The 25060-nt window shown below is 72.4% G+C and carries 21 protein-coding genes; 12 read left to right on the forward strand and 9 right to left on the reverse strand.

Features of this window, described 5'->3' with window-relative positions:
* The first annotated feature begins 94 nt into the window (after positions 1-94).
* From C1701_RS08605 to C1701_RS08620, 4 genes are read left to right on the forward strand one after another with little or no spacing between them, the layout of a single operon-like run.
* Positions 95-2953, forward strand: a complete 2859-nt coding sequence (locus C1701_RS08605; RefSeq protein WP_103057003.1) for an FtsK/SpoIIIE domain-containing protein — start codon at positions 95-97, stop codon at positions 2951-2953.
* Positions 2950-3327, forward strand: coding sequence for a hypothetical protein (locus C1701_RS08610; protein ID WP_035291309.1), 378 nt, complete (start codon positions 2950-2952; stop codon positions 3325-3327). Before C1701_RS08605 ends, C1701_RS08610 begins: the two co-directional genes overlap by 4 nt.
* A 56-nt stretch (positions 3328-3383) precedes the next feature.
* A complete protein-coding gene (locus tag C1701_RS08615) occupies positions 3384-4235 on the forward strand; it encodes a GNAT family N-acetyltransferase (RefSeq protein WP_337662202.1) in 852 nt (283 codons plus the stop codon).
* A gap of 12 nt (positions 4236-4247) precedes the next feature.
* Positions 4248-5279: an NADP-dependent oxidoreductase gene (locus C1701_RS08620; RefSeq protein ID WP_051313365.1), complete on the forward strand. Its 1032-nt coding sequence runs from the start codon at positions 4248-4250 to the stop codon at positions 5277-5279.
* A 91-nt stretch (positions 5280-5370) separates the two neighbouring features.
* Here the strand turns inward: C1701_RS08620 and C1701_RS08625 are convergent, their stop codons facing one another.
* Together C1701_RS08625 and C1701_RS08630 are read right to left on the reverse strand one after the other, a co-directional pair.
* Complete coding sequence (locus tag C1701_RS08625; RefSeq protein WP_103055787.1) at positions 5371-6201, reverse strand: ergot alkaloid biosynthesis protein; 831 nt, start codon at positions 6199-6201, stop codon at positions 5371-5373.
* Positions 6198-6611 (reverse strand): nuclear transport factor 2 family protein, encoded by a 414-nt coding sequence (locus tag C1701_RS08630; RefSeq protein ID WP_081893352.1) that lies wholly within the window; start codon positions 6609-6611, stop codon positions 6198-6200. The genes C1701_RS08625 and C1701_RS08630 overlap by 4 nt, the downstream gene beginning before the upstream one ends.
* Before the next feature lie 97 nt (positions 6612-6708).
* On the opposite strand from C1701_RS08630, the gene C1701_RS08635 reads away from it, so the two are divergent.
* The 5 genes from C1701_RS08635 (at position 6709) to C1701_RS08655 (ending at position 10699) form a co-directional block, all read left to right on the forward strand.
* Positions 6709-7356 carry a TetR/AcrR family transcriptional regulator gene (locus C1701_RS08635; protein WP_248783764.1) on the forward strand — a complete coding sequence of 216 codons (648 nt, stop codon included), beginning with the start codon at positions 6709-6711 and terminating at the stop codon, positions 7354-7356.
* A gap of 170 nt (positions 7357-7526) precedes the next feature.
* A complete protein-coding gene (locus tag C1701_RS08640; RefSeq protein WP_026417480.1) occupies positions 7527-7802 on the forward strand; it encodes a helix-turn-helix transcriptional regulator in 276 nt (91 codons plus the stop codon).
* Positions 7799-8455 carry a hypothetical protein gene (locus C1701_RS08645; protein WP_103055788.1) on the forward strand — a complete coding sequence of 219 codons (657 nt, stop codon included), beginning with the start codon at positions 7799-7801 and terminating at the stop codon, positions 8453-8455. The genes C1701_RS08640 and C1701_RS08645 overlap by 4 nt, the downstream gene beginning before the upstream one ends.
* A 127-nt stretch (positions 8456-8582) precedes the next feature.
* Complete coding sequence (locus C1701_RS08650) at positions 8583-9494, forward strand: ABC transporter ATP-binding protein (RefSeq protein WP_103055789.1); 912 nt, start codon at positions 8583-8585, stop codon at positions 9492-9494.
* A complete protein-coding gene (locus C1701_RS08655) occupies positions 9491-10699 on the forward strand; it encodes an ABC transporter permease (RefSeq protein WP_030104304.1) in 1209 nt (402 codons plus the stop codon). Before C1701_RS08650 ends, C1701_RS08655 begins: the two co-directional genes overlap by 4 nt.
* Before the next feature lie 429 nt (positions 10700-11128).
* Here C1701_RS08655 and C1701_RS08660 read toward each other — a convergent pair whose 3' ends face one another.
* From C1701_RS08660 to C1701_RS08680, 5 genes are all read right to left on the reverse strand, one after another.
* The gene (locus C1701_RS08660) at positions 11129-12433 is read right to left on the reverse strand and encodes a citrate synthase (RefSeq protein WP_030104305.1); all 1305 of its coding nucleotides are present in this window, start codon (positions 12431-12433) and stop codon (positions 11129-11131) included.
* 927 nt (positions 12434-13360) lie between these two features.
* A complete protein-coding gene (locus C1701_RS08665; RefSeq protein ID WP_026417485.1) occupies positions 13361-14350 on the reverse strand; it encodes a carbohydrate kinase family protein in 990 nt (329 codons plus the stop codon).
* A gap of 1 nt (position 14351) precedes the next feature.
* Positions 14352-15566 (reverse strand): amidohydrolase, encoded by a 1215-nt coding sequence (locus tag C1701_RS08670; protein ID WP_026417486.1) that lies wholly within the window; start codon positions 15564-15566, stop codon positions 14352-14354.
* A gap of 48 nt (positions 15567-15614) precedes the next feature.
* The gene (locus C1701_RS08675) at positions 15615-16526 is read right to left on the reverse strand and encodes an aldose 1-epimerase family protein (RefSeq protein ID WP_030104308.1); all 912 of its coding nucleotides are present in this window, start codon (positions 16524-16526) and stop codon (positions 15615-15617) included.
* A gap of 120 nt (positions 16527-16646) precedes the next feature.
* Positions 16647-18047, reverse strand: coding sequence for an APC family permease (locus C1701_RS08680; protein WP_030104309.1), 1401 nt, complete (start codon positions 18045-18047; stop codon positions 16647-16649).
* Between the two features lie 196 nt (positions 18048-18243).
* Here C1701_RS08680 and C1701_RS08685 point away from each other — a divergent pair, with 196 nt between their 5' ends.
* Positions 18244-19953 (forward strand): AMP-binding protein, encoded by a 1710-nt coding sequence (locus tag C1701_RS08685; protein ID WP_030104310.1) that lies wholly within the window; start codon positions 18244-18246, stop codon positions 19951-19953.
* Between the two features lie 73 nt (positions 19954-20026).
* On the opposite strand, the gene C1701_RS08690 is transcribed toward C1701_RS08685, so the two are convergent.
* Complete coding sequence (locus tag C1701_RS08690) at positions 20027-21325, reverse strand: MFS transporter (RefSeq protein WP_081715214.1); 1299 nt, start codon at positions 21323-21325, stop codon at positions 20027-20029.
* Positions 21326-21862: 537 nt separating this feature from the next.
* Between C1701_RS08690 and C1701_RS08695 the strand changes: the two genes are divergently transcribed.
* Positions 21863-22810 (forward strand): class I SAM-dependent methyltransferase, encoded by a 948-nt coding sequence (locus tag C1701_RS08695; RefSeq protein WP_026417492.1) that lies wholly within the window; start codon positions 21863-21865, stop codon positions 22808-22810.
* 16 nt (positions 22811-22826) lie between these two features.
* On the opposite strand, the gene pdxH is transcribed toward C1701_RS08695, so the two are convergent.
* On the reverse strand, positions 22827-23477 hold the full coding sequence (pdxH, locus tag C1701_RS08700) for a pyridoxamine 5'-phosphate oxidase (protein WP_026417493.1): 651 nt from the start codon (positions 23475-23477) through the stop codon (positions 22827-22829).
* A gap of 386 nt (positions 23478-23863) precedes the next feature.
* Here pdxH and serC point away from each other — a divergent pair, with 386 nt between their 5' ends.
* Positions 23864-25000, forward strand: coding sequence for a phosphoserine transaminase (gene serC, locus C1701_RS08705; protein WP_026417494.1), 1137 nt, complete (start codon positions 23864-23866; stop codon positions 24998-25000).
* Positions 25001-25060: the final 60 nt, after the last annotated feature.

The following is a 25060-nucleotide window of genomic DNA, read 5'->3' on the forward strand; positions in this document are numbered from 1 at the left end:
CCCGCCCGTGCGCGGTTCCACAGCGGGCGGTGGCCGGACCGCCGGCCGCCGGCCGTCCCCGTCGGCCGTCGTCCTGCCGGGACGGGGTCGCCAGGTGACCAGGCGAGGTGACCGCCGCCGGCGGATCGAGGAATCCTTCGACAGGTTCCGGCGGGCGGTGGCGAACTTCCTCGGGGTGGCGGCCAACCGCCAGTCGGCGGCGTCGCTCGACCACGCGCGGCTGATGTTCGAGTTGTGGCTCCGGGAGACCGGGGTGGACCGGCTCCCGACCGACGAGACGCTCGCCCGCTGCCTGCCGAACCGTTCGTTGCGCCCGGTCCTCGACCGCGCCGTCGCCGAACGCGACGAGGTGTTCCGACCGTGGACGACCCGGGGTCCGGAACGGTTGGCCGACCTGGTGCGGCGGACCGCGCCCGGGGCGGCCGGCGACGCTCCCCGCGACTGGTTGGGGCGTCCCGGCACCAGCGACGGCACCCTGGAGGGGGGCGGCACCCCCCAGTTGTGGCGGGTGGGGACGGCGAGGGTGGACGCGGTCCCCGACTCGGCGCCGTTCCCGGTCGCCGTGCCGCTGCTGGACGGGGCGCACCTGCACATCAGTTCGACGCCGAAGTCGAGGATCACGGCCGAGACGATGGTGGAGAGCCTGCTGTTGCGGGTCTTCAGCCACTTCCAGCCCGGACTGGTGCACCTGCACGTGTGGGATGTCGGTCAGCTCACCGGTTCGCTGCCAGGGCTGTACCCGCTGGCCAGGGCGGGGCTGCTCACGGTGCACGACCCGGCCCGGCCGCACGACCTGCTCGACGAGCTGGCCGAGCACATCCGCCGGATCCACACCAGCGTGCTCGTGGACGGGCGTCCCTCGCTCGGCGCGTTGAGCGAGGAGACCGGGCGGCGGAAGGAACCGTGGCGGGTCGCGGTGCTGTTCGGGAACCGTTCGGCGTTGCGGGAGGAGCAGCAGCAGAAGCTCCAGCGCATCGCGAGGAACGGGTTGTCGTGCGGGGTGGTGCTGATCCTGGTCGACCTGCCCGTCACGGTGAACAGCGCGGTGGAGTCGCTGCGGCTCGGCGATGACCAGACGGCGCGGTGCACGATGACCGGCGCCCACGTCACCGTCACCCCGGACCCGCCGCTGCCCAGGGAACTGGTTCCCCGGGCCTGTGGCGCGATCGCGGACGAGATGGTCGACCGCCGCAGCCGGGTCTCCACCTTCGCGGACCTCCTGCCCGGGGAGCGGTGGAGCTACCGGTCCAGCTCCGGGGTGCAGGCCCCGGTTGGTCACCACGACGGTGAGCCGGTCTACGTCTCGCTCGGTGACACCGCTCCGCACGCCCTCATCGGCGGGCCCAGCGGCTCCGGCAAGACCAACTTCCTGTACGCCCTGTTGGGCGGGCTGACCGCCCGCTACTCCCCGGACGAGCTGGAGCTGTACCTGCTCGACTTCAAGGAGGGGGTGTCGTTCGCCCAGTTCGCGCCGGGGCGCAAGGACCCGAGCTGGTTGCCGCACGCGCGACTGGTCGGGGTGAACGTCAACCAGGACCGCGAGTTCGGGCTGGCGCTGCTGCGCTTCCTCGCCGAGGAGATGCGCCGGCGGGCGAACCGGGCGAAGCTGCACGAGGTCACCAAGTTGGAGGAACTGCGGGCGGAGGACCCGGAGGGCAGGTGGCCCAGGATCGTCGCCGTGATCGACGAGTTCCAGTACCTGTTCGCCGACCGGGACGAGGTGACCCACGAGGCGGCGGCCCTGCTGGAGGACGTGGCGCGGCGGGGCCGTTCGCAGGGCATCCACCTCGTGCTGTCCAGTCAGGACGTGTCGGGCATCGAGGCGTTCTGGGGGAAACCGGCGATCTTCGAGCAGTTCATCATGCGGATCGCCCTGCCCAAGGCGAGGCGCGTGCTCACGGAGACGAACCTGGCGGCGATGGAGATCCCGCGCTGGCACGCGGTCATCAACCACGACTCGGGTGTCCCGTACGGCAACGAGGTGGCACGGGTTCCCGACTCCACGAGCCGGGGCACCTTCGACCGCCTCCAGGTCGAGATGTGGCGGTCCCGGACCGACTCGCGGGAACCGACCCTCTTCGACGGCAGCCGGGTGCCCAGGCTCCGGGACCTGCCCGACTTCCAGTCGTTGGGCCCGGACGCGTCCGCTTCCGGACGTGGCCCGGTCGCGTTGCTCGGGCAGGTGATCGACGTGGCGGGCAGTGCGGCGCGGCTCCCGTTGGAGCGGACGCCGGGCCGGAACCTGGCGGTGCTCGGTTCGGCGCGCGAGGACGCCTGCCGGGTGCTGTCCGCCGCCGCCCGGTCGCTGTCCGAGCAGTGGGCGGAGCAGGCCCGGTTCACCGTGCTGTGCTTCGTGGATGACGCGGAGCGGCAGGCGTCGGAGCTGGCGCGGTTCCTGACCGACCGTCACGGACCGGCGGTTCCGGGCGGTGGGGAGCCGATCACCGACCCGTCCCGGCTCCCCGAGGTGTTGGCCGAGGTGGCGGCCGGGGTCACCGGGAACGACAAGACGCCCGGCCCCCACTACCTGCTGCTCTTCGGGGCGGACGCGGCGCTGCCGAAGCTGGAGGAGCGGGGCACCGGGATGCGGACGGGCCTGGACGACCTGAAGGCGGTGCTCCGGCACGGCCCCGAAAGGGGGACCCACGTGCTCAGCTGGTGGCGCGCCACGTCCCGGCTGCGGAACGCGCTGCTCATGGGGGGCGGGTTGGACGACATCGGCGCCTTCGTCGCGCTCGACGTGCACGGCCAGGAGCTGAGCAGTCTCGCCGCCAACCAGGTGATCTCCTGGTCTCCCCGCCCGCAGCGGGGCCTGTTCTTCGACCGGGCCGCCGCGACCGGTCCCCAGGTGCTGATCCCCTGCGAAGTGGACCTCGACCCGGCCGGGGGCGACGCGGCCGGGCCCGTCGGGGCACCGAAGGAGAACGCCGGGATGGGAGGGCTGGTCCCGTGACCGAGCCGAGTTCGGCCGCCGACGCCTACCGGGAGATCTGCGGCCTGGTCACCGACTCGGTGGAGCGGCTGCGCGAGCGGGACGAGCAGCGGGCCCAGGAGCTGCGCGGCGAGCTGGTGGCCGCCGAGCGGCGGCGCGAGGAGGCCGCCGAACGGGAGCACGTGACCCGGTGGACGGCCCGGTTGCGGTGGGAAGCAGCGGTGGAGGTGCTTTGGGACCAGCGGTGGCTCCGGATGACCCCGCTGCCCCGCCCGGACCGGTCGACCCCGTACACCGACCTGGAGGCCTGCGGTCACGAGGTCGACGCCGCCTTCGAGGAACTGAGGTCGACGCTGCAGCGGCGCGGCCTGTTCCGCCGGCGCCAGCAGCCCTGAGGAGCCGTGGCGTGCGCCTCCGCCGGGTGGGGCCGCTGGCGGTGAGGTGCGTCGCGGTGCCTGGCCACCACCGCCGCCCCGGCGGGATGATGCCGGTCGTGCGTCCACTGCTCACGCCCGGCGAGGTGGCCGAGGCGACCGACGACCCGCTGCTCCGCTGGGCGTCCCAGGTGCTGACCCCCTCCTACCCCCGTTCCGGCGGGTCCGCGTGGCGGCTCGGTGGGGTCGTCGCCGTGGTCGCCCCTGGCCTGTTCCGCCGCGACCGGCTCGTGCTCGGTGGGACCGACCTCGACACCGCCTCGGCTCGGACCCTGTTCCGCCAGCTCGGGCAACGGGCGGGTCCGGCGTTCCGGCTGACGGCGTCCGAGGGCCTCGCCGAACTCCTGTTGGCCGCCGACGACCACCGGGGCCGGTTGGTGTCCTGGGGGTGGATGGACGTCGCGGCTCCCCAGCCGGGGGCACCGGGCGCGGGTTCGGTGCGGTGGCTGTCGGCCGGGGAGCTGCCCGAGGCGGCGGAACTGCTCCGCCGGGCCAACCCGGATTCCTGGTTGTGGCCGGGCGATCCGGCCGCGACCCGGTGGGCGGGCCGGTGGGACGCCGGGGGCCGGCTCGTGGCCGTGGGCGCGGACTCCTGGCCCGCGCCGGGCGTGTCCCTGATCGCCGGGGTGGCGACCTGCCCGACGGCCAGGGGCCGGGGCTTGGGCGGCGCGGTCACCGGTTTCCTGCGGGACGCCCTGCTGCGGGAGGGGACGGCCGCGCTGATGGTCGACTCGACTAACACCACCGCGATCCGGGTATACGAGAGGCTCGGCTTCCGCTACCGCCGCCTGGCCAGCATCGAGCCAGCCCCCGTGCCGGCCGGCCCGGCCGGGCGAACGGGGACGTCATCGTCAACGGGTTCGTCATGAAGGAGTGGTTCCGTGTCCGCCGAACAGCACACCGTCCCCGAGTCGGCCCGGGAGGTCCGGTTGGCGTCCCGCCCGTCGGGCTGGCCCACGCCGGAGAACTTCGACCTCGCTGAGGCCCCGGTCCCCCGGCCTGGGCCCGGCGAGCTGCTGGTCCGCAACGTGGTCATGAGCGTCGACCCCTACATGCGGGGGCGGATGAACGCCGGCAGGTCCTACGTCTCCCCCTTCGAGCTGGGGAAGCCACTGGAGGGCGGGGCGGTGGGCCGGGTGGTGGAGTCCCAGGCGGAGGGGGTGTCCCCCGGCGACCTGGTGTCACACCAGCTGGGCTGGCGGGAGTGGGCGGTGGTGCCGGCCGACCGGGCACTGCCCGTTCCGGGCGGTCCGGAGGACCCGGCGCCGGGGACGTTCCTGGGCGTGTTGGGCATGACCGGGCTGACCGCGTACGTCGGCCTCGCGGAGATCGCCCAGCAGCGGGCCGGTGACGTGGTCTTCGTCTCGGGCGCGGCCGGGGCGGTGGGCTCGGTGGCGGGCCAGATCGCGGCGCTGCGGGGGGCGGCGAGGGTGGTGGGCAGCGCGGGTTCCCCCGAGAAGGTCCGCTACCTGACCGAGGAGCTGGGTTTCGACGCGGCCTTCGACTACAAGGACGGCCCGGTGTCCGAGCAGCTCGCGGAGGCCGCGCCGGACGGCATCGACGTGTACTTCGACAACGTGGGCGGCGACCACCTGGAGGCGGCGATCGGGGCGATGCGCACCGGGGGGCGCATCGCGATGTGCGGGGCCATCTCCGCCTACAACGAGACGGAGCCCCCGCCCGGCCCCCGCAACCTGGGTCTCATGGTCGGACGGCGGATCACCGCGCGGGGCTTCATCGTCGGTGATCACATCGACGTGCGGGAACGGTTCCTGGGGGAGGTCGGTGAGTGGGTGCGGACCGGCCGGCTGCGGCACCGGGAGACGACCATGTCCGGGCTGGAGCGGGCGCCGGAGGCGTTCCTGGCGATGCTGCGCGGCGAGAACATCGGGAAGATGCTCGTGGAGCTCTGAGTTCGGCCCCGCCTCCCCGCCGCCGACCGGGGCGGGCGCCGGAGGCAGGCGGCCGGGACGCCCAGGCGTCCCGGCCGCGCGGGCGTCAGGGTCAGGGGCCGTTGGGCCCCGAAGCGGCGGACACCACCTCCCGGAACGGCCGGGGTGGGCGCCCGGTGAGGTCCCGGACGACGGTGGTCGTCCGGTCCTCCGCGCCGTCCGCGATCGCCGCGTCCATCGCGGCGAGGACGGTGGCGAACTCCGACGGGACGCCGGCGTCCGCGAGCCTCCCGGCCAGTTCGATGACGCTGACGCGGCGGTGGCGCACCGGACGCGAGGTGACCTCGCTGAGGGTCGCGGCCACGTCGTCGTAGCTGAGGCACTCCGGCCCGGTGATGACGTGGTCGGTGTTGTGGGGCGTGGGGTCCAGTAGGGCGCTGACCGCCACCTCGGCGATGTCCTCGGCGGCGACGAAGGCGACCCGACCGTCGCCGGTGGCGCTGACAATCTCCCCGTGGTCCCTGGCCGAACGCGCGTGGGGGTGGTGGCCGGTGAAGTTCTCCATGAACCAGGACGGCCGGAGCACCGCCCACTCGGCGAACAGCTCCCCCAGGCGGGCGTGCGCCGCGCCCAGGCCCGGCCCGCCCGCCGGGATGGCGGACGAGCTGAGCAGCACCACCCGTCGGACGCCGCCCCTGGCCGCGAGTTCGAGGAACGGCCCCATGACCGCCATCGGGTCGGGGTCGCCGACGGGCGCGACGAGGTACACCGCGTCGGCTCCGCTGAGGGCGTTCCGGTGGGTGGAGGCGTCGTACCAGTCGAAGCGGACCCGATCCCCGGTCCCGTTCCTGCTGGCCACGCGGTTCGGACACCCGCGTTCCCGCAGTTCCCTGGCGACCAGGCGGCCCGTGGTGCCGGTGCCACCGATGACGAGGACGGTCACCGCTCGCCCCCCTCCCCGCCTTCGAGCTGGAAGGCGAGGGGGTTCCAGTAGTCGCGGTGGTGCTGGATGCGCCCGTTCCGGGTGGAGAGAACGGTGACGTACCGCGCCTGGTACGGCCGGCCGGTGGGCACGACGAGGCCGTTGGCGGTGAACTCCACGATGATGGTGCCCGGGTCGTCCGTCCGGTGCGTGATGGTGTCGGTGATCTCCCGGACGTCGAGCCGGTTGGGGTAATCGCGCAGGTACTCGTGGATCGCGGCCCGCCCTTCGAGCCGGCGTGGCGCTCCGGGTGGCGCGAAGGGCAGCTCGAGGACGGCGTCGTCGGCGTAGAGGTCGACGAAGCCGGCCATGTCGCCGGCGAGCAGGGAAGCGACGCCCCGGTGGAGGAGGTCGGCGGGATCGTCTGGCACGGGTGGCCCCTTCGTGGTCGCGTTCCGGACCAGTACGATCCGGACTGACAGTCCACTACGTTATCGGACCGACGGTCCGGTTGTAAGGGGGCACCCGGTGCGTGCCGATGCCGAACGGAACCGAGAAGCCGTCCTCCGGGCCGCCGGGCGGCTCTTCGACGCGACCGACGACCCGGAGCGGGTGTCGATGGACGACATCGCGGCCGAGGCCCGGGTGGGCAAGGGCACGCTCTTCCGCCGGTTCGGCGACCGGGCGGGCCTGATCCGGGCGCTCTACGAGGAGCGCACGGAGCGGCTGCGCACATCCCTGGCGCCAGATCCCGCGCGGAGCCCGCTGGAGAACGTCACACTCCTCATGACCGCCACCCTCCGTTTCAAGTCCGAGAACCGCGCCCTGGCGCGGGCCCTCGAGAACCAGGGAGGCGGGAGCCCGTACACCAACGCCGGCTACGACCACTGGCACCGTCAACTCGCGGAGCTGATCGCCGAGGCGCGTGGCCCCGAGGCCGCCGACTTCCTCGCCCACGCCCTCCTCGCGGCGGTGCGCAGCGACCTCGTCGCCCACCTCGACGACTGGCCGGCCGAGCGGGTACGAGCCGGGGTCGCGACCCTGGCCGCCTCGGTGATGGGTCAGCCCACGGGAACGGGGCCGGCGGGCATGGCAGCCGCACCCGAACGCCTCGCCGCGGCGGACGCGGGGACGAGCACCGCACCGCCCGAGATCGCCAGCCCGGACGCGACATGACGTCGAGGACGAGCGATCACGACCAGCCCGCGCCCCCGGACACCACCACCGCCAGACGAGTGAAACGAAGGAACGAAACCCGGGTCACCTCTCCACCGGATTACTACTCCGAGTAGCGACTCTGCCGATCAAGTTGTCATCCTGTTGGGTTTTTGCAACACTCCCACCCCATGAGCCCAGTGCGGCGAGGAGCCAGTCGGCCCATCCACAACCGACTGGCCGTGCTCCGGGCGGAACGCAGGATGAGCAGGACGGAACTGGCGAAGGCGGTGGAGGTGAACCCGCAGACGGTAGGCGCGCTGGAACGCGGCGACCACTACCCGAGCCTGGACCTCGCGATGCGGATCTGCGAGGTCTTCGACCTCCCCGTGGAGGCGGTCTTCAGCCGCCAGCCGTTCGCTCCGCTGTCTCAGGCGGTCTACCGCCCGGTGAGGAGTGAGCGGTGAGGGGCATCGCCGGCAGGGCACGGGAGTGGAGCGAGTACAGCGCCGAGGCGCAACACCGGTGGCGGGAACGCCAGTCGTCCTGGTTCCCCTCGTTGCGCCAGCGGCGGCGCCGCCGCGCCGCGGTGCTGTGCCACGCCCTGCTGGCCGCGTCCCTGGTGGTGACCACGGCGTCGGTCGACTCGCTCGGCGACGCGTTCCTCCTCGTCTACCTGCCCGTCTACCTGCTGTGCGTGCTCAGCTGGTTCCTGCTGCGAGTGCTCACCAACACCATCGCGGAGTCGATGACGACCACCCTGGACGAGTGGGAGCGGACGCTCCGGGACCGCCTGACCCACGTCTCCTTCCAGTTGGTGATCCCCGCGAACCTCTGCGTCGCGGCGTACCTGGTCGTCACCGCGGACTCGCCGCGCTCGGCGGTGAGCGGGGCCGCGGTGCTCGCGGCCGTGACGTTCCTGTTGGCCTGCCTGCCCACGGTCCTGCTCGCCTGGATGCTGCCCGACGAGGACGCCGACATCGTCGACGTCCCTCCGGTGCCGCCGGCCGACGCTGACCCGTCCCGCCCCGCTGAGCCCACGTCGCCGGGGGAGGCGGACGGCTGCCAGGGCGCCACCACCAGCACGCGCGAGGGACAGCCCGTGGGAATGGGCAACTGAGGGCGGGCGGCCGTCGAGGCGCTCCGCATCCGGCCGCGACCGCCACCCCGGCCCCGCCCACGCGGGTGGAGCCGGCACACGGACCCGCCGGTGAACACGACCGGCCTAGCTGGGGAGAGGAATTGGTGTGACCCCATCGATGTTGGAGTTCGACCGGCTGACCAAGAGGTACGGGGAGCGCACCGCGCTGCGGGAACTGAGCTTCTCCGTCGCCGCGGGCGAGCTCTTCGGCTTCGTCGGCAGCAACGGCGCCGGCAAGACCACCACGATGCGCATCGCGCTGGGTGTGCTGGCCAGCGACTCGGGCGAGGTGCGGTGGAAGGGCGGGGCGGTCGACCTCGCCGTGCGCGCCCGCATCGGCTACATGCCGGAGGAGCGCGGCCTCTACCCGAAGATGAAGGTGGGCGAGCAGCTGGTCTACCTGGCGCAGATCCACGGCATGGGCGGCCGCGCGGCGCAGTCCGCGATGGAGGCCTGGACCGAACGGCTCGGCGTGGCCGAGCGCCGTGGTGACGAGGTGCAGAAGCTGAGCCTGGGCAACCAGCAGCGGGTCCAGCTGGCCGCCGCCCTGGTGCACGACCCCGAGGTCCTGATCCTGGACGAACCGTTCTCCGGTCTCGACCCGGTGGCGGTCGAGGTCATGAGCGGGGTCCTGCGCGAGAAGGCGGCCGAGGGCTGCCCGGTGGTCTTCTCCAGCCACCAGCTCGACCTCGTCGAACGGCTGTGCGACCGGGTGGGCATCATCCGGGGCGGCGAGATGGTCGCCTGCGACACCGTGGAGGCGCTGCGCAGCCAGGGCAACCGCCGGGTGCTGGTGGTGGCGCCCCGGGCGGGTGCGACCTGGGCCGAGGGCGTTCCGGGGGTCACCACCCTGGAGGCGGACGGCGGCCGGTTCCTCGTCGAGCTCGACGACTCCGCCGACGACCAGGCGCTGCTCCACGCCGCGCTGGCCACCGGCCCGGTCCACGAGTTCGCCACCCAGCAGCAGACCCTCACCGACCTGTTCCGCAACGTCGTCACCCAGGAGGTCGCAGCATGAGCGCCCCCACCCAGCAGCGGCAGGTGGGCGCGGCCCAGGGCACCTGGTTGGTGGCCCGCCGCGAGATCACCACCCGCGTGCGGTCGAAGGCCTTCATCTTCGGGACGCTCGCGATCATCCTCGCCATCGGCGGTTACATCGCGCTCATCTCCTTCCTGGGCAACGGCGAGAGCACCAGCCGGGTCGGGGTCACCTCGGACACCGCGGTGATCGGTGAACAGCTCACCGTCGCCGGGGACGCCCTCGGGCAGACCATCGAGGTGGAGGACGTCACCGACGCCGCCGCGGCCGAGCAGCGGGTCCGGGACGGCGACCTCGACGTCCTGCTCACGGGATCGCCGAGCGAGCCGGTGGCGGTGGTCGATGAGGAGCTGGACACCCAGCTCAACGGGGTCCTGACCGCCGTGGTGCAGCAGCAGGCGCTGAACGAGCGGATCAGCGAGGCCGGACTGGACCCCGTCGCCGTCCAGCAGGAGGTCGCAGGCACCACCGTCGAGGTGCGGGCGCTCGGCCAGGTCGACGAGGACCTGGGCCAGCGGCTGATGCTCGCCGTCGCCTCCGCCTTCCTCCTGTACATGGCGGTGATCCTGTACGGGTCGATGGTCACGATGGGCGTCATCGAGGAGAAGGCGAGCCGGGTCGTCGAGCTGCTGCTGTCGACCCTGCGGCCCTGGCAGCTCATGCTGGGCAAGGTCCTGGGCATCGGTACGGTCGGGCTGATCCAGGTCGCCGCGATCGGGATCGTCGGGGTGGTCGCGGGCGTCGCGCTGGACGCGTTCACCCTCCCCGGCGCGGCGGCGCTGACCATCCTCTCGACGGTGATGTGGTACCTGCTCGGGTTCCTCTCCTTCGCCGCGCTCTTCGCCACCGCGGGTTCGCTGGTGTCGCGGCAGGAGGACGCCAGCAGCGTCACCACGCCGATCACCCTGCTGGCGGTGCTGCCGTTCGTCATCGGTTTCCCCCGCCTGATGAACGACGCCAACGACACGGTGTCGGCGGTGTTGTCCTACGTCCCGCTGTTCTCGCCGACCCTGATGTCGACCAGGACCGCGCTGGGTGTGGCCGAGCCGTGGGAGATCGCACTGGCTGTCGCGCTGTCGATCGCCGCGACCGGTGTCTTCGTCTGGGTCGGTGGCCGGTTGTACAGCAACGCCGTGCTCCGCACGGGCAGCCGGGTCAAGCTCCGCGACGCGCTGCGCGGCTGAACCCGGGAGGAACACCAGGGCGGCCCGGCCGGATCACTCCGGCCGGGCCGTCGTCGTTCCGGGTCGTCGGCCTCGGGGACGACGGGGGGACCGCGCTCGCTCCCACCGGGCGGGCCAACCCGGGACCGGACCACGAGTGGGGCGGGTGCTGGCCGGAGCGGACCGGCGACCGCGAGGTCGCGGGGGAGGTCGACCAGCCGGTGCGGGGGCACGTCCGCGCCCGGACGGCTCCGGTCGAGGGGTCGCGCCCTCGGGTCCGGCGTGGTGCCGCCGGCGAGGTCCGCCCCCGGCATCCGAGGACGACGGCGGCCCTCCGCCCGAGGTCGGGGCGGGGCCTCGGCTCACCGGGTCGGGACGCGCGTGGGCCCCTCAGGACTCCCGACACCCTGAGGGGCCCACGGCGCGCCCGCCGGCGCTGGTGCGAGCGGCTCAGCGCTCGTCGATGGCCACGAACTCGCGTTCGGTGTAGCCGGTGTACAGCTGGCGCGGCCGGCCGATCTTGCGCACCGGGTCGTTGATCATCTCGCGCCACTGGGCGATCCAGCCGGGAAGCCGGCCGAGCGCGAACAGCACGGTGAACATCCGCGTCGGGAAGCCCATCGCCTTGTAGATCAGGCCCGTGTAGAAGTCGACGTTCGGGTACAGCTTCCGCTGCACGAAGTAGTCGTCGGAGAGGGCGCGCTCCTCAAGCTTCATCGCGATGTCCAGGAGCGGGTCGTTCACGCCCAGCTTGCCCAGGACCTCGTCGGCGGTGCGCTTGACGATGGCCGCCCTGGGGTCGTAGTTCTTGTAGACCCGGTGGCCGAAGCCCATCAGCTTGACCCCGGCCTCCTTGTTCTTGACCCGGTTCACGAAGGTGTCGACGTCGCCGCCGTCCTTGTGGATGCCCTCCAGCATCTCCAGCACGGCCTGGTTGGCGCCGCCGTGCAGCGGACCGAAGAGCGCGTTGATGCCGGCCGAGATGCTGGCGAACAGGTTGGCCTCGGAGGAGCCGACCAGGCGGACCGTCGAGGTGGAGCAGTTCTGCTCGTGGTCGGCGTGCAGCACGAAGAGCAGGTCCAGCGCCTTCACCAGCGCCGGGTCGACGTCGTAGGGCTCCGCCGGCAGGCCGAAGGTCATGCGGAGGAAGTTCTCCACCAGGCCGTGGGAGTTGTCCGGGTAGAGGAACGGCTGGCCGACCGACTTCTTGTACGCGTACGCGGCGATGGTCGGCAGCTTGGCCAGGAGGCGGATCGTGGAGATCTCGACCTGCTCGGGGTCGAGCGGGTTCAGGCTGTCCTGGTAGAAGGTCGACAGCGCGGACACCGCCGAGGACAGCACCGGCATCGGGTGCGCGTCCCGGGGGAAGCCGTCGAAGAACCGTTTCAGGTCCTCGTGCAGCAGGGTGTGCCGCTGGACCTTCTCGGTGAATTCGTCGAGTTCGGTCTTCGTGGGCAGCTCACCGTAGATGAGGAGGTAGCTGACCTCGAGGAAGTTCGACCGCTCGGCGAGCTGCTCGATCGAGTAACCACGGTACCGGAGAATTCCGGCGTCACCGTCGATGTAGGTGATGGCGGAGGAGCAGGCCGCGGTATTCACGAAGCCCGGATCCAGCGTCACCAGCCCCGTGTCCGCGAGCAGCTTCTTCACATCAACACCCGGTGCGCCTTCGGCCGGGGAGATCAACGCCATCTCGTGGTCGCTGCCCTGGTGGCGCAGCGCAACGGAACGATGGGCATTCGCGTCGGCGGGCATGCGAGTCCCTCTCACACTCGGACGAGACGACGCGCAGGCGAGTGGGATCGCCACCTCCGGCCGCAGGGGCCCGGCCGGGCTGGCCACCGGTCGCACGTCAGCACCGCCTCGTCGGGGTCCTGTCGTTGCTCACGCTAGTCGCCGAATTCCCCCTCGCCTACCCGTGGTGTTCACCAGAAGGCCCAGGTGGGACCACCGTCACATGCCGTGGCCGAGCGGGGTGTGATCTGCCGCGCACCAGGGCGGGGAACGCGCTCCCCCGGGCGCTCCGGAGGGGCGGCCGCACCCCGACGGGCACCCTCAGGGATGGCGCTCCCCGAGAACGAGAGGGGCATCACACTCCGCACCCGAACGCGCACCCACGGCGTCCAGCCCACTCGTGTGGGTGACGGTGTCGCTCAAGCAGAGCAGCCCGAGACGTTCCCCCACTTCTCCGCCTATCTGATGACGGCGCCACGGACGAGTGAGGACCATAAAACGCTCCGCATGCAGCCCGAGTCGACTACGGACAGTCGTGGCGTCATTCGTTCGACACGACGGGCCGCGCAATCCTTCCCACGCCGGATCACCCTTCGTGCAGGGCAGTCACGAAACGTGACGATCATGCTGCCGTTTCGGGTGACGACAACAACGGATCAACGAGATAGCTTTCCTTCTGCGGCCGCAACGTGAAAAAGAATCGGAATCGGAATCACTCCAGGTTAGGTGAAACGCTGTGATCATCATTGACTCTCTGATCAACCTGCTGGTCAACCTCGGAATCGACATTCTCTGATCCAGCGGTGAACGAGGCCGGGAGATCGCGAACCGTTTCCTCAGCCCGAGGAATTCGGCCGTGACGATCTCCCGGCGCTCGCGGGGACCTCGTCGACCTGTCCCGGAACTCCTTGTGCCCGGACACCGCCGGACCACCAGGTCAGGCGGGTGTCAGGAGTTCAACCTCCACCCGGCGAGGTCCCCGGACCGGGGTGGCTGCGCTCCCGGACGGGAGCAGGTGATCGCCGCCGCCTGGGCGGCGAAACCCAGCGCGCCCTCCCAGGCCTCCCGCCCCGCCGCGCGGAGCCGGTCGGGCGAGAGCAGCTCCCGGTCCTCCAGCCAGGCCAACAACGCGGCGCAGACCGTGTCGCCCGCTCCGATGGTGTCGACCACCTCGACGGGGACCCCCGGCACGCGGACGACCTCGTCATCCCCCGTGAGGGCGAGCAGCCCGTCCCCGCCCAGGGTGAGGACCACGGCGGCGGGCCCCGCGCCCCGCCACTCCCGGGCGGCGGCCACCACCGCGGGCAACCCCTCCTCGGGGTCCTCGCCGAGCTCCACCCCGGCGAGCCAGGCGGCGTCCTCCACCGACAGCTTCAGCAGTCCGACGTCCGGCAGCCACCCGAGGAAGCGGCGCCGGTACGCGGCCGCGTCCTCGATCATCTCGGCCCTGATGTTCGGGTCGAGGGCGACGAGCGTTCCCCTGGCCGACTCCCGGCGCAACAGGTCCTCGTACCGGCTCGCACCGGGTTCGAGGACCATGCCCAGCGTGCCGAGGCACACCGCCCGAACCTCGGCCGGGAGCGGACCCGGGTCGGCGACCACCCGGTCGGCCGTGCCCTCCACGTAGAACGTGTACCGGGCCGAACCGTCCGCACCCAACCCCACCACCGCCAGCGTCGTGGGTTCCTGCCCCCGCTGGAGCAGCGACAGGTCCACTCCCGACGAGTCGAGCCGGTCGACCAACGCGCGCCCGAAGGCGTCCTCGGACACCCTCGACAGGAACGCGACCCTGGTGTCCAGCAACGCCAGCGCGATGGCCACGTTGTACGGACCGCCGCCCAACCGAGGGGACAGGTCCGCCAACTCCGTGGTCCCGGACGGCTCGGGACGCGCGGCCGGCACCAGGTCGACCAGTGCCTCACCTCCGACGACGATCACGTCACGCCTCGCGGTAGTAGGGGTCGACGACCACGTGCTCGCCTCGGGTCTCGTCGAAACGGGCGACCTCCCGCCCGTTGACGAACGTCCGCAGCGCCCGGTTCATGATGTCCAGCGGATCACCGGACCACAGCACCACGTCCCCGTCGAGACCGGGGCGCAGCGAGCCGACCCTGTCGTCCAGTCCCATGATGCTGGCCGGGTTCACCGTCAGGGAACGGAGCGCCTCGGCCGGGTCGAGCCCCTCCTTCACCGACAGCGCGGCCTGGTAGACGAGGAACTCGATCGGCACCACCGGGTGGTCGGTCATGATCGCGATCCGCACGCCCGCCCTGGCGAGGATGCCGGGGTTGCGCAGGCCCCGGTTGCGCACCTCGACCTTCGACCGGCTGGTGAACAGCGGGCCGATGATCACCGGGATGTCCCGCTCCGCCAGCAGGTCGGCGATGAGGTGCCCCTCGGTGCCGTGGTTGACCACCAGCCGGTACCCGAACTCGTCGGCCAACCGGATCGCGGTGGCGATGTCGTCGGCGCGGTGCGTGTGCTGGCACCACGGGATCTCCCGGTCGAGCACCCGCACCAGGATCTCCGACGTCGCGTCCCGCTCGAAGGGGTCCCCCTTCTCCAGGGCCGCCGCCCGCTTCTCGCGGTAGTCCTGCGCCTTCAGGAAGGCGTCCCGGATGACGGCGGCCACGCCGAGACGGGTGGAGGGGAGGCGCTTCTGCTCCCCGTAGACCCGCTTGGGGTTCTCCCCGAGCGCGCTCTTCACGCTGACGGGATTCCGCACCAGCATCTCGTCGACGGTGCGGCCCCAGTTCTTCACGGCGACGGTCTGCCCGCCGATCGGGTTGCCCGAGCCCGGCTTGATGACCGAGGTGGTCACGCCCCCGGCCAGCGCGTCCCGGAACCCCTGCTCCGCGGGGTTGATCCCGTCGATCGCCCGCAGCCGGCCACCGTTGGGATCGGTCATCTCGTTGGTGTCGTTGCCGGCCCAGCCCTCGCCCTCCTCGTGCACGCCGAGGTGAGCGTGCGACTCCACGAAACCGGGGAGCACCCACTGGCCCGAGGCGTCCACGATGGACACGCCGGCGGGCACCTCGACCGACGAGTCCGGACCGACGGCCGTGATCCTGCCGTCCTGGATGAGAACGGTGCCGCCGCTGATCGGTTCCCCGTCAACCGGCACCACGTATCCGCCACGAATCGCCACATTCATGGTTAGCAACGCTAACGGAACCGGTCCCGGCCGCCGTCAGGCCCCGGCCTACACCGGCCGCATCCCCCAGGACCCGGTCCAGCGCTCTCCCGGGGCGACCGTGAGCAGGTCCGTACCGGAGTTGAGCGCGTCGGGCGGACTGGTCACCGGCTCGATCGCCACCGCGAGGCCCCGCCCGGGGTAGTCATCAGGGGTGAAGACCTGCACCCACCCGAACACCGGCTCCGCCCAGATGTCCACGCCGGTACCGTCCTGCGCCAGCACCTGGTGATGCACCAGTCCGTCCGCTCCGGGCCGGCAACCGCCGAAGGCGGTGTCGAGACGCGTCGCCCCCAGCGGGCGCGGGACCCGGAAGTCGTGGTCGGTGCCGGCCACCGGGACCGGCGACCCGGTGGGCAACAGGCGATCGTCCACCGGCAGCCGCGTCTCGGCGGCGAGTCGGATCACGCAGTCCTCGGTCCGGGCGTGCCCGGCGCGGGGGAACGGGTGGGCTCCGACGCCGAAGGGCGTCGGGCGGTCCCCGAGGTTCTCGACGCCGTAGGTGACGGTCAAGCCGTCGTCGGAGAGCGCGTAGGCGAGGGTCGCGGCCAGGGCGACGGGCCAGCCCGGCTGCGGGTTGACCGTGGTCGCGAAGAGGATCGACGAGGCGGTCCGCTCCCGGACCTCCCAGGACACGGTCCTGGTCAGGCCGTGGATGGCGTTGTTCCTCCTGGGTTCGGTGAGCGCGAGCTGCTGCGGTTCCCCGTCCAGGACCCACCGGCCGTCCGCCACCCGGTTCGCCCACGGCACCAGCTGCGTCCCCGATCCGTAGGGAGGCAGGACATCCTCGGGGTAGGTCTCGACCAGCGGCCTGCCGTCCACTTCGAACACCCGGATCGCGGCGCCGACCTCGGTGAGGACGCAGCGACTGGAACCGTGCGCGATCTCGAACTGGGTTCCGGTGACCGGACGAATGCTCATGGCGGGAGTCAACCACCGCCCGCCGTCCCGCTGTCAACCGTCCTGGCCGGCACCCGCCGAGTTGCCGGACCCCTCCCCGGCCGGCGCACCGGACCGCCCGTCACGACGGATCAGCCGGTCTCACTCCGGTCCTCCCTCCGAAGGGGAGGGCTCCGGGGGACGCGCCGCCGACCGGCCACCCCGGGCGGCACGGCCGAGGACGAACCGGTTCAGCGCCCACAGCCCGACGCCGACCGCCAGCAGCACGGCGGCCACCACGTACTCCTCCACCGGTCGCCCGGTGAGCGGGCTGGCGAGGTACAGGCAGGTGGCCGCGCCGAGCACCGGCAGCGCCGTCGGGGCCCGGAAGTGGGGGTGCGCCACCGGTTCCCGGCGCAGCACCAGGACCGCGACGTTGACCACGGTGAACACCACCAGCAACATCAGCGAGGTGGTGCCACCGAGCAGGGCGATGTCCACGGTGCTCACCAGCACCACGGCCACCGCCGTCGTGACGACGATCGCGACCCACGGGGTGCGCCGCCGTGGGTGCACCAGGCCGAACCGACCGGGGATGATCCGCTCCCGAGCCATCCCGTAGAGCAGTCGACTCGCCATCAGCATGTTCATCAACGCCGAGTTCGTCACCGCGCAGATCGCGATGGCCGAGAAGACGATCAACGGGAACGCCGGGGCCCCCGCCCGCACCACCTCCAGCAGCGGTCCCGTGGACCCGGCGAGCACGTCCGTCGGGACCAGCAGGGACGTGGTGAGGGCGACGGCCAGGTACACCAGTCCCGTGATCCCCAGCCCCCAGAACAGCCCCCGGGGGAACACCCTGGCCGGGTCCCTCGCCTCCTCCGCGAGATTCACCGAATCCTCGAATCCCACCAGCGCGAAGAACGCGAGCGCGGTCGCGGAGGTGACCGCGAGCAGCGGCCCCTGCTCCGCGTTGAACTCCAGCAGCCTCGCCGGTTCCCCGGCCCCGCTGGCCACCGCGCCCACTCCGATCCCGACCACGATCAGCAGGCCGGCGAGCTCGACCACGGTCAGGACGACGTTGGTGGCCAACGACTCCACGACACCCCGGAAGTTCACCAGGGCGAGCACCACCAGGAAGCCGACCGCCACCGCCAGCCAGGGCACGCTGACGAACTGCTGGAGGTAGTCGCCGCTGACCGCCCGCGCCGCCGAGGCGGCCGAGGTGATGCCGGAGCACATGACCGCGAAGGCCACCATGAAGGTGAGGAAGGGGCGCCGGAAGGCGCGGTGGGCGTAGAGGGCCGCGCCGGCGGCCCTCGGGTACCGGCCCACCAGCTCCGCGTAGCTGAACGCCGTGAGGAACGCGACGAGGAAGGCGACCAGGAACGGCACCCACAGGGCCCCGCCGACCGCTCCAGCCACCCGGCCGGTGAGCGCGTAGATGCCGGTGCCCAGGATGTTGCCGATCACGAACAGCAGCAGCAGCCGGGTGCCCATCACCCGGCGCAGCGCGGGTTGGCCGTCGCGCGAGGATGGCTCGTCGGAACCGCGCTCGGACATCTCGGACGCCGCCATGACCACAGAGTGTGCCCCTCCGGGAGCCCAGCGTGAAGGCCGCCGCCCCGAATCTCCCCCGTGGAGGCCGGCGCTCGCGTCACGCGGCCCGACGTGACTACGGTTCGGGGAGGACATCAAGGAGGATGCCGTGGCAGACGAGATCTCGAACGCCGACGTCCCAGGCCGTGCCGGGGACGCGATCCCCGAGTCCCCGGCCACCACCGCCTTCCGCGCCGCGCGCGACCTCCTGTTCCAGCACCGCCACGACCTCGACGCGGCCGTCGAGGCTTTCCGGTGGCCCGCTCTCGACGAGTTCAACTGGGCGCTGGACTGGTTCGACGTGCTCGCCGCCGCGCCGAACGGCGGCTCCAGGACCGCGCTCTGGCTGGTCCACGACGACGGGACCGAGCTGCGGCTCAGCTTCGCCGAACTCGCCGAACGCTCCTCGCGGGTCGCGAACTGGTTGCGGGCGGCGGGCGTGCGTCGAGGCGACCACGTGCTCGTGGTCCTGGGCAACCAGGTCGAACTGTGGGAGACGGTGCTGGCCTGCGTCAAGCTGGGCGCCGTGATCATTCCGGCCACCACGATGCTGGGTCCGGACGACCTCGCCGACCGGGTGACCCGGGGCCGGGTGCGGCACGTGGTCAGCGCGGCGGAGCGGACCGCGGGCTTCGACGGTGTCGAGGGCGACTGGACGCGGATCTCCGTCGGCCGGCCGGTGGAGGGCTGGCACGACCTGGCCGAGGCGGGGGCGGCGAGCCCGCGGTTCGTGGCGGACGGCCCGACGAGGGCCGACGACCCGCTCCTGCTGTACTTCACCTCCGGTACGACCGCCCTGCCCAAACTGGTCCGGCACACCCACTCCAGTTACCCGGTGGGCCACCTCTCCACCATGTACTGGCTCGGGCTCCGCCCCGGCGACGTGCACGTCAACGTCTCCTCCCCCGGCTGGGCCAAGCACGCGTGGAGCAGCCTGTTCGCCCCCTGGAACGCCGAGGCGACCGTGTTGGTGGTCGACCAACGCCCGTTCGTCGCCTCCCGGCTGCTCGACGAGGTCGAACGGTGCGGCGCGACGACGCTGTGCGCGCCGCCGACGGTGTGGCGGATGCTGGTGCAGGAGGAGCTGGAGCGGTGGTCGCCCCGGCTCCGCGAGGTGGTGGCGGCCGGCGAACCGTTGAACCCCGAGGTCATCGACCGGGTCCGCCGCGCGTGGGACCTCACGGTCCGCGACGGTTACGGGCAGACGGAGACGACCGCGCAGGTCGGCAACACACCAGGTCAACCGGTGACGCCGGGCTCGATGGGGCGGCCGCTGCCCGGGTACGACGTCGAACTGGTCGACCCCGAGGGGGCACCGGCCCGCGAGGGGGAGATCACGATCCCGCTCGCGGGGGGACCGCCGGCGGCGCTCATGGTGGGCTACCAGGACGCTCCGGAACAGCAGGCCAGCGCGACTCGGGACGGGCGGTACCACACCGGCGACGTGGCCAGGTGGGAACCGAACGGCCACCTGACCTACGTGGGGAGGGTGGACGACGTCTTCAAGGCCAGCGACTACCGGATCTCCCCGTTCGAGTTGGAGAGCGTGCTGCTGGAGCACCCGGCGGTGTTGGAGGCCGCCGTGGTGCCCGCGCCGGACCCGGTGCGGCTCGCCGTCCCGAAGGCGTACGTGGCGCTCGCCGAGGGGCACGAGCCGTCGGAGGCGACGGCCCGGTCCATCCTGGCGCATGCCAGGACCAGGCTGGCTCCGTACAAGCGGGTGCGCCGGTTGGAGTTCGGTGAGCTGCCCAAGACCGTGTCGGGCAAGATCCGGCGCGTGGAGCTGCGGGGGGCCGAGCGGGCCGAGCACCGGGGCACCCGGCGTGCCGACGAGTACCGGGACACCGACTTCCCCGAGCTGCGGGGCTGATCCAGGGCAGGCCCACCCCGGCGCGCTCCGACTCCGAGTCCGGTCCGGACTCGACCGGCTCGGTCTCGGCCGGTCAGGACGGCGCCCGGTACCGCCACAGTGCCGGCAGGGCGCACACCGCCACCACGGTGAGCAGCACGACGAGCACGCCGCCGCCCACCACGGCGGTCGCCGTGCCGATGGCGGCGGCCGCTGTCCCGTGCAGCACGTCGGCCAGCCGGGGGCCGCCGGCGACCACGACGGTGAAGACGCCCTGCATCCGGCCCCGCATCTCGTCGGTCGCCGCGACCTGGAGCATCGCGCCCCGGTAGACCGAGCTGACCAGGTCGGCGGCGCCCCCGAGTGCGAGGAAGGCGACGGCGAGCCACAGGGAGCCGGCCAGGCCGAACCCGATCACCGCGAGCCCCCACACGATGACGGCCACGGTGAGCCCGACCCCCTGCCTGGCGACGCGGGTGACCCAACCGGAGAGCAGCCCGCAGGCGAACGCCCCCGCGGGGATGGCGGCGAAGAGCAGGCCGAGCGCGGCTCCGCCACCCGGCGGGTCCCCGAAGGTCCGTTCCGCCATCTCGGGGAAGAGCGCCCTGGGCATCCCGGCGACCATCGCGATGACGTCCACCAGCAGCCCCGCCAGCAGGACGCGGTGCCCGGAGAGGTAGCGGAACCCCTCGACCACCGAACGCAGCCCCGGGCGGCGGGGCGCCCCGGCCAGCGGGGGCATCGCGGGCAGTCGCCACACGGCCCAGAGGGCGGCGCCGAGCGCCACCGCGTCCACCAGGTAGAGGGTGGCCAACCCGACGAACGGGAGCAGCACCCCGGCGAGCAGGGGGCCCACCACCGCGCCGAGTTGGGCGACCGTCGCGGTGAGGGCCTGGGCGGCCGGCAGCTGGGCGGGTGGGATGAGCCGGGCGACCGCCGCGACCCGCGCGGGCATGTTCACCGCGAAGAAGGCCTGCTGGAGGGCGAAGAGGCCGAGGACGAGCCACACCGACGTGGTTCCCGCGAGCGCCTGCGACCACAGCAGCAGGGCGGTGAGCGCGATCCCGCTGTTGGTGACCAACATGAGGTCGCGCCGGTCCATCCAGTCGGCGACCGCGCCACCCCACAGGCCGAAGACGAGCAGCGGCACCAACCCGAAGAGCCCGGCGAGTCCCACGTAGGCCGAGGACCCGGTGATGTCGAACAGCTGTTTGGGCACCGCGACGGCGGCGAACTGGGCGCCGAGGGAGGTGACGACCGTCGACAGCCAGAGCCGGCGGAAGGGCGCGACCCGCAGGGGCGTGGTGTCGAGCACCACCCGTGACCACAGCGAACGTCGTGGTTCCCGCTCCGGTGGGTCCTCCGGATCGGAGAGGCTCTGCTCGGACACCACGGCAGACTAGACGCCTCACCGGCCGGTGAGGCCCGTCCAGTGGCGGTGCCAGGAGGTCGCGGTGCGCTGGCGTGGCCCCGGTCGGCCAGGTCACCCGGGGGACGAGGCGAGGCCGTCCTGGCGGGCGCGGCCGGGTGTCCGCCCCCACGCGGCCAGTCGGGGAGGCAGGGGCCGCGGGGTCGCCGAGGCCAGCGGCGCGCGGTCGTGGGAGTCCTCGGCCGGGGGCCGGACGGCCGGCCCGGTGGTCGTGGTCGATCCCGCCCTCGGCTGGCGGTGGCGGGGCGGCCGCCGGTAGCCCCGGGCGACCCGCCCCGGAGGGTAGGTGCGGGGGGCGCGGTGGTGGCCGCTCGGCCTCTTGCTGGCCCGCCCGTCCCTCACTAGTGTCCGTCCACGCGGCTCGGGGCGATCATGGTCGCGGGCACCCGCCACGCCGGGGGGCCGGTTCCCGCCGGTCGTCACCCCGGCCCGGGCGGACCGCCCTCGACGGACGCGGGCGGGCGAGGCGACGGGACTTCCAGCGAGGGATCGGGGTTCGGCATGTCGGTGTCACGGATGGCGGCGGCGCGGCTGGCGGGCGAGGCGCCGGGGGACCTGCTCGCCGGGACCAGCGCCCCCGAGAGCGCGTTGTTCCTCGCGATCTGGGCGCATCACGACCGCGCCCCCGACACCGCCCTGGCCGCGGCGCGGCTGGCCGTCGAACTCGATCCCGACGGTGAGTTCGCGCGCCTGCTGGCGCTGTACCTGGGTTCCGGCCACACGCGGGGTGACCGCGTCTACGACACGCCCGCCGCGTTCCAGGCGTTCATCCGGGGTGGCGGCAACGTGGGCCTCTACTCGGCCACCCAGGAGGCGCTCCGGCGGCACTACCACCGGTTCGACGCGCCCACCGTGCTCGACGTGGGCGTCGGGGACGGGATGGCCCTGCTGCCGGTCCTGGATGCCGGGCTCTCCCGGGTCGACGTGGTCGAGCCGTCGGCTGAGCTGCTCGCTCGCACGAGGGCCGGGCTGGCGGAGTCGGGCGTGCCCCACCGCGTGCGGCACGCCCGGATCGAGGACGTCCAGCGGGAGTGGGACGGCGAGAGGTGGACCGTCGTCCAGTCCACCTTCGCCTTCGACGCCCTACCGCCCGACCGCCGATCCGGGGTGTTGGAGTGGATCCGCGACCGGTGCGAGTCCTTCCTGCTGGTCGTCTTCGACGTTCCGGACACCACGCGCCCGTTCTCCCCCGAGTGGTTCCTCCCGGTGCTGGCGAAGGCCGAGCAGGGCGTCCGGGAGTACACCGAACACCGCGACCTCGTCGGGTTGGGCTTCCTGGTGCCGGTGGTCCTCGGGTTCTTCGACGCCGGGAGCGCCAGGGCCAACTACGAGCAGTCCGTGCCGAGCTGGGAGGCGGAGCTCCGGAGCGCCGGATTCGGCACCGTCTCCTCCCACCGCCTGTTCGACTACTGGTGGCAGCCGGCGTACGTCATCGAGGCGTCCCGCTGACCACCGCCGCGCGACGTCAGGGGGCCACCCGTTCGACTCTCCAGCCGTCGGAGTCGTGCACGTAGCGCAGCCGGTCGTGCAGCCGGTCCGGCCGTCCCTGCCAGAACTCGACCGTCTCGGGTCGGATCCGCCATCCTCCCCAGTGCGGTGGCACCGGGATGCGCTCGACGTCGGCGAACCGTCGTTCGATCGCGACGAGGGCGGCGTCCAGGCTCCCCTTGGACACGACCCTGGACTGCGGCGAGGCCCACGCGCCCAGCTGCGATCCCCTCGGCCGTTGCGCCCAGTACTCGGCGGACTCGGCGGGGCTCACCCGTTCGACGGTTCCCCGGACCGTGGCCTGTCGTTGGAGGGCGATCCAGGGGAAGGTCGCCGACGCGTACCTCGTCGCCTGGAGGTCATGGCTCTTGGTGGAGGTGTAGTTCGTGTAGAAGGTCAGCCCCCGCTCGTCGAGCCCCTTGGCGAGCACCGTGCGGGACGAGGGGCGCCCACTCGGGTCGGCGGTGGCCAACACCATCGCGTTCGGTTCCGGCACCCCGGCCGACTCCGCCTCCGCCAGCCACAGTCCCAGCTGTTCGTGCCAGCTCTCCGCGAGCGACCCCTCGTCGAGGGGTCCCGCCTCGTAGGACACCCGCATGGCAGGCAGCACAACATCAACCTCGGACATCAATCACGCTCCCGAATCGGTGGCCGGCGACACCCGTGGACGAGGACGGTATTTCCCGGAAACCCCGCACTGAAAGCACCCTTTCCAGTGAGGATAACCACACCGTGCGTGATGAGTCGATCAAGAGCGCCCGCCCTGACCAGCGCAATCGATCACGGGAACGATCCAGTCCACTCGATCGGCCGAATTCGCTCCCGGGTGCCGCGCGCGGTGTGACCGACCGGGGGTGAAAAACCGGACGAACGGCCAGAAGTCCACCAGGACGGCGGCCCACAGCCCTGACCCTGGGACACGGGCCGTCCTCCGCACCTGCGAGACTGCTCCCGCCAGGTGATCCGGCCAGGCGCCGGAACGGAAGAACTCACGCTCCGACCGGAGGAGCCCCCATGACGCAGACGGTCGACCCCACCACCCTGGTCCTGCCCGACGACCTCCGACCCTCCGACGGCCGTTTCGGCTGCGGACCGTCGAAGGTGCGCCCGGAGCAGCTGAGCAGGCTGGCGAGCGAGGGTTCCGCCCTCATGGGCACCTCCCACCGGCAGAAGCCCGTCAAGTCCCTGGTCGGCAGGGTCCGCACGGGCCTGCGCACCCTGTTCTCGCTGCCCGACGGCTACGAGGTCGTGCTGGGCAACGGTGGCACGACGGCCTTCTGGGACGCGGCGGCCTTCGGGCTGGTGCGTGAGCGGGCGTTGCACCTCGCCTTCGGCGAGTTCTCCAGCAAGTTCGCCAAGGTGACCAACGGTGCTCCGTTCCTGGGTGAGTCCGTCGTGGTCCACGCGGAGCCCGGTACCGCCCCCGCGCCGACCGCCACCCCTGGCGTGGACGTGGTGGCCTGGGCGCACAACGAGACCTCCACCGGGGTCGCCGTCCCGGTGAGTCGCCCGGAGGGCTCCGACCACGCGCTGGTCGCCGTGGACGCGACGAGCGGCGCCGGCGGCCTGCCGGTCCGCGCCGAGGACTTCGACGTCTACTACTTCGCCCCGCAGAAGTGCTTCGCCTCCGACGGCGGCCTGTGGATCGCGCTGGCCAGCCCGGCGGCGGTGGCCAGGATCGAGGAGATCGGCGCCGGCGACCGCTGGGTCCCCGAGTTCCTGTCCCTGCCCACCGCGCTGGACAACTCGCGCAAGGACCAGACCTACAACACGCCGGCCGTCGCGACGCTCTTCCTCCTCGCTGACCAGATCGAGTGGATCCTCGACAACGGCGGCCTCGACTGGGCGACCGCGCGCACTGCGGACTCGGCCGCGAGGCTGTACGGGTGGGCCGAGGCCTCGCCCCACGCGACGCCGTTCGTCACCGACCCCGCCCACCGCTCCCAGGTCGTGGGAACGATCGACTTCGCCGAGTCCGTCGACGCGGCGGCCGTCGCGAAGGCGTTGCGCGCCAACGGGATCCTGGACACCGAGCCCTACCGCAAGCTCGGCCGCAACCAGCTGCGCGTTGGCATGTTCCCGTCGGTGGAACCGGAGGACGTGACCACCCTCACCCACGCCATCGACTGGGTCGTCGAAAGACTGGGCTGAATGGGGCGTTGAGTAGTTTTCCGCTAGCGCCCTCTCCCCGAAGAGTGCAAGATCTAAGGC

It is taken from the genome of Actinoalloteichus sp. AHMU CJ021, assembly GCF_002895405.1.
GTDB lineage: Bacteria > Actinomycetota > Actinomycetes > Mycobacteriales > Pseudonocardiaceae > Actinoalloteichus_B > Actinoalloteichus_B caeruleus.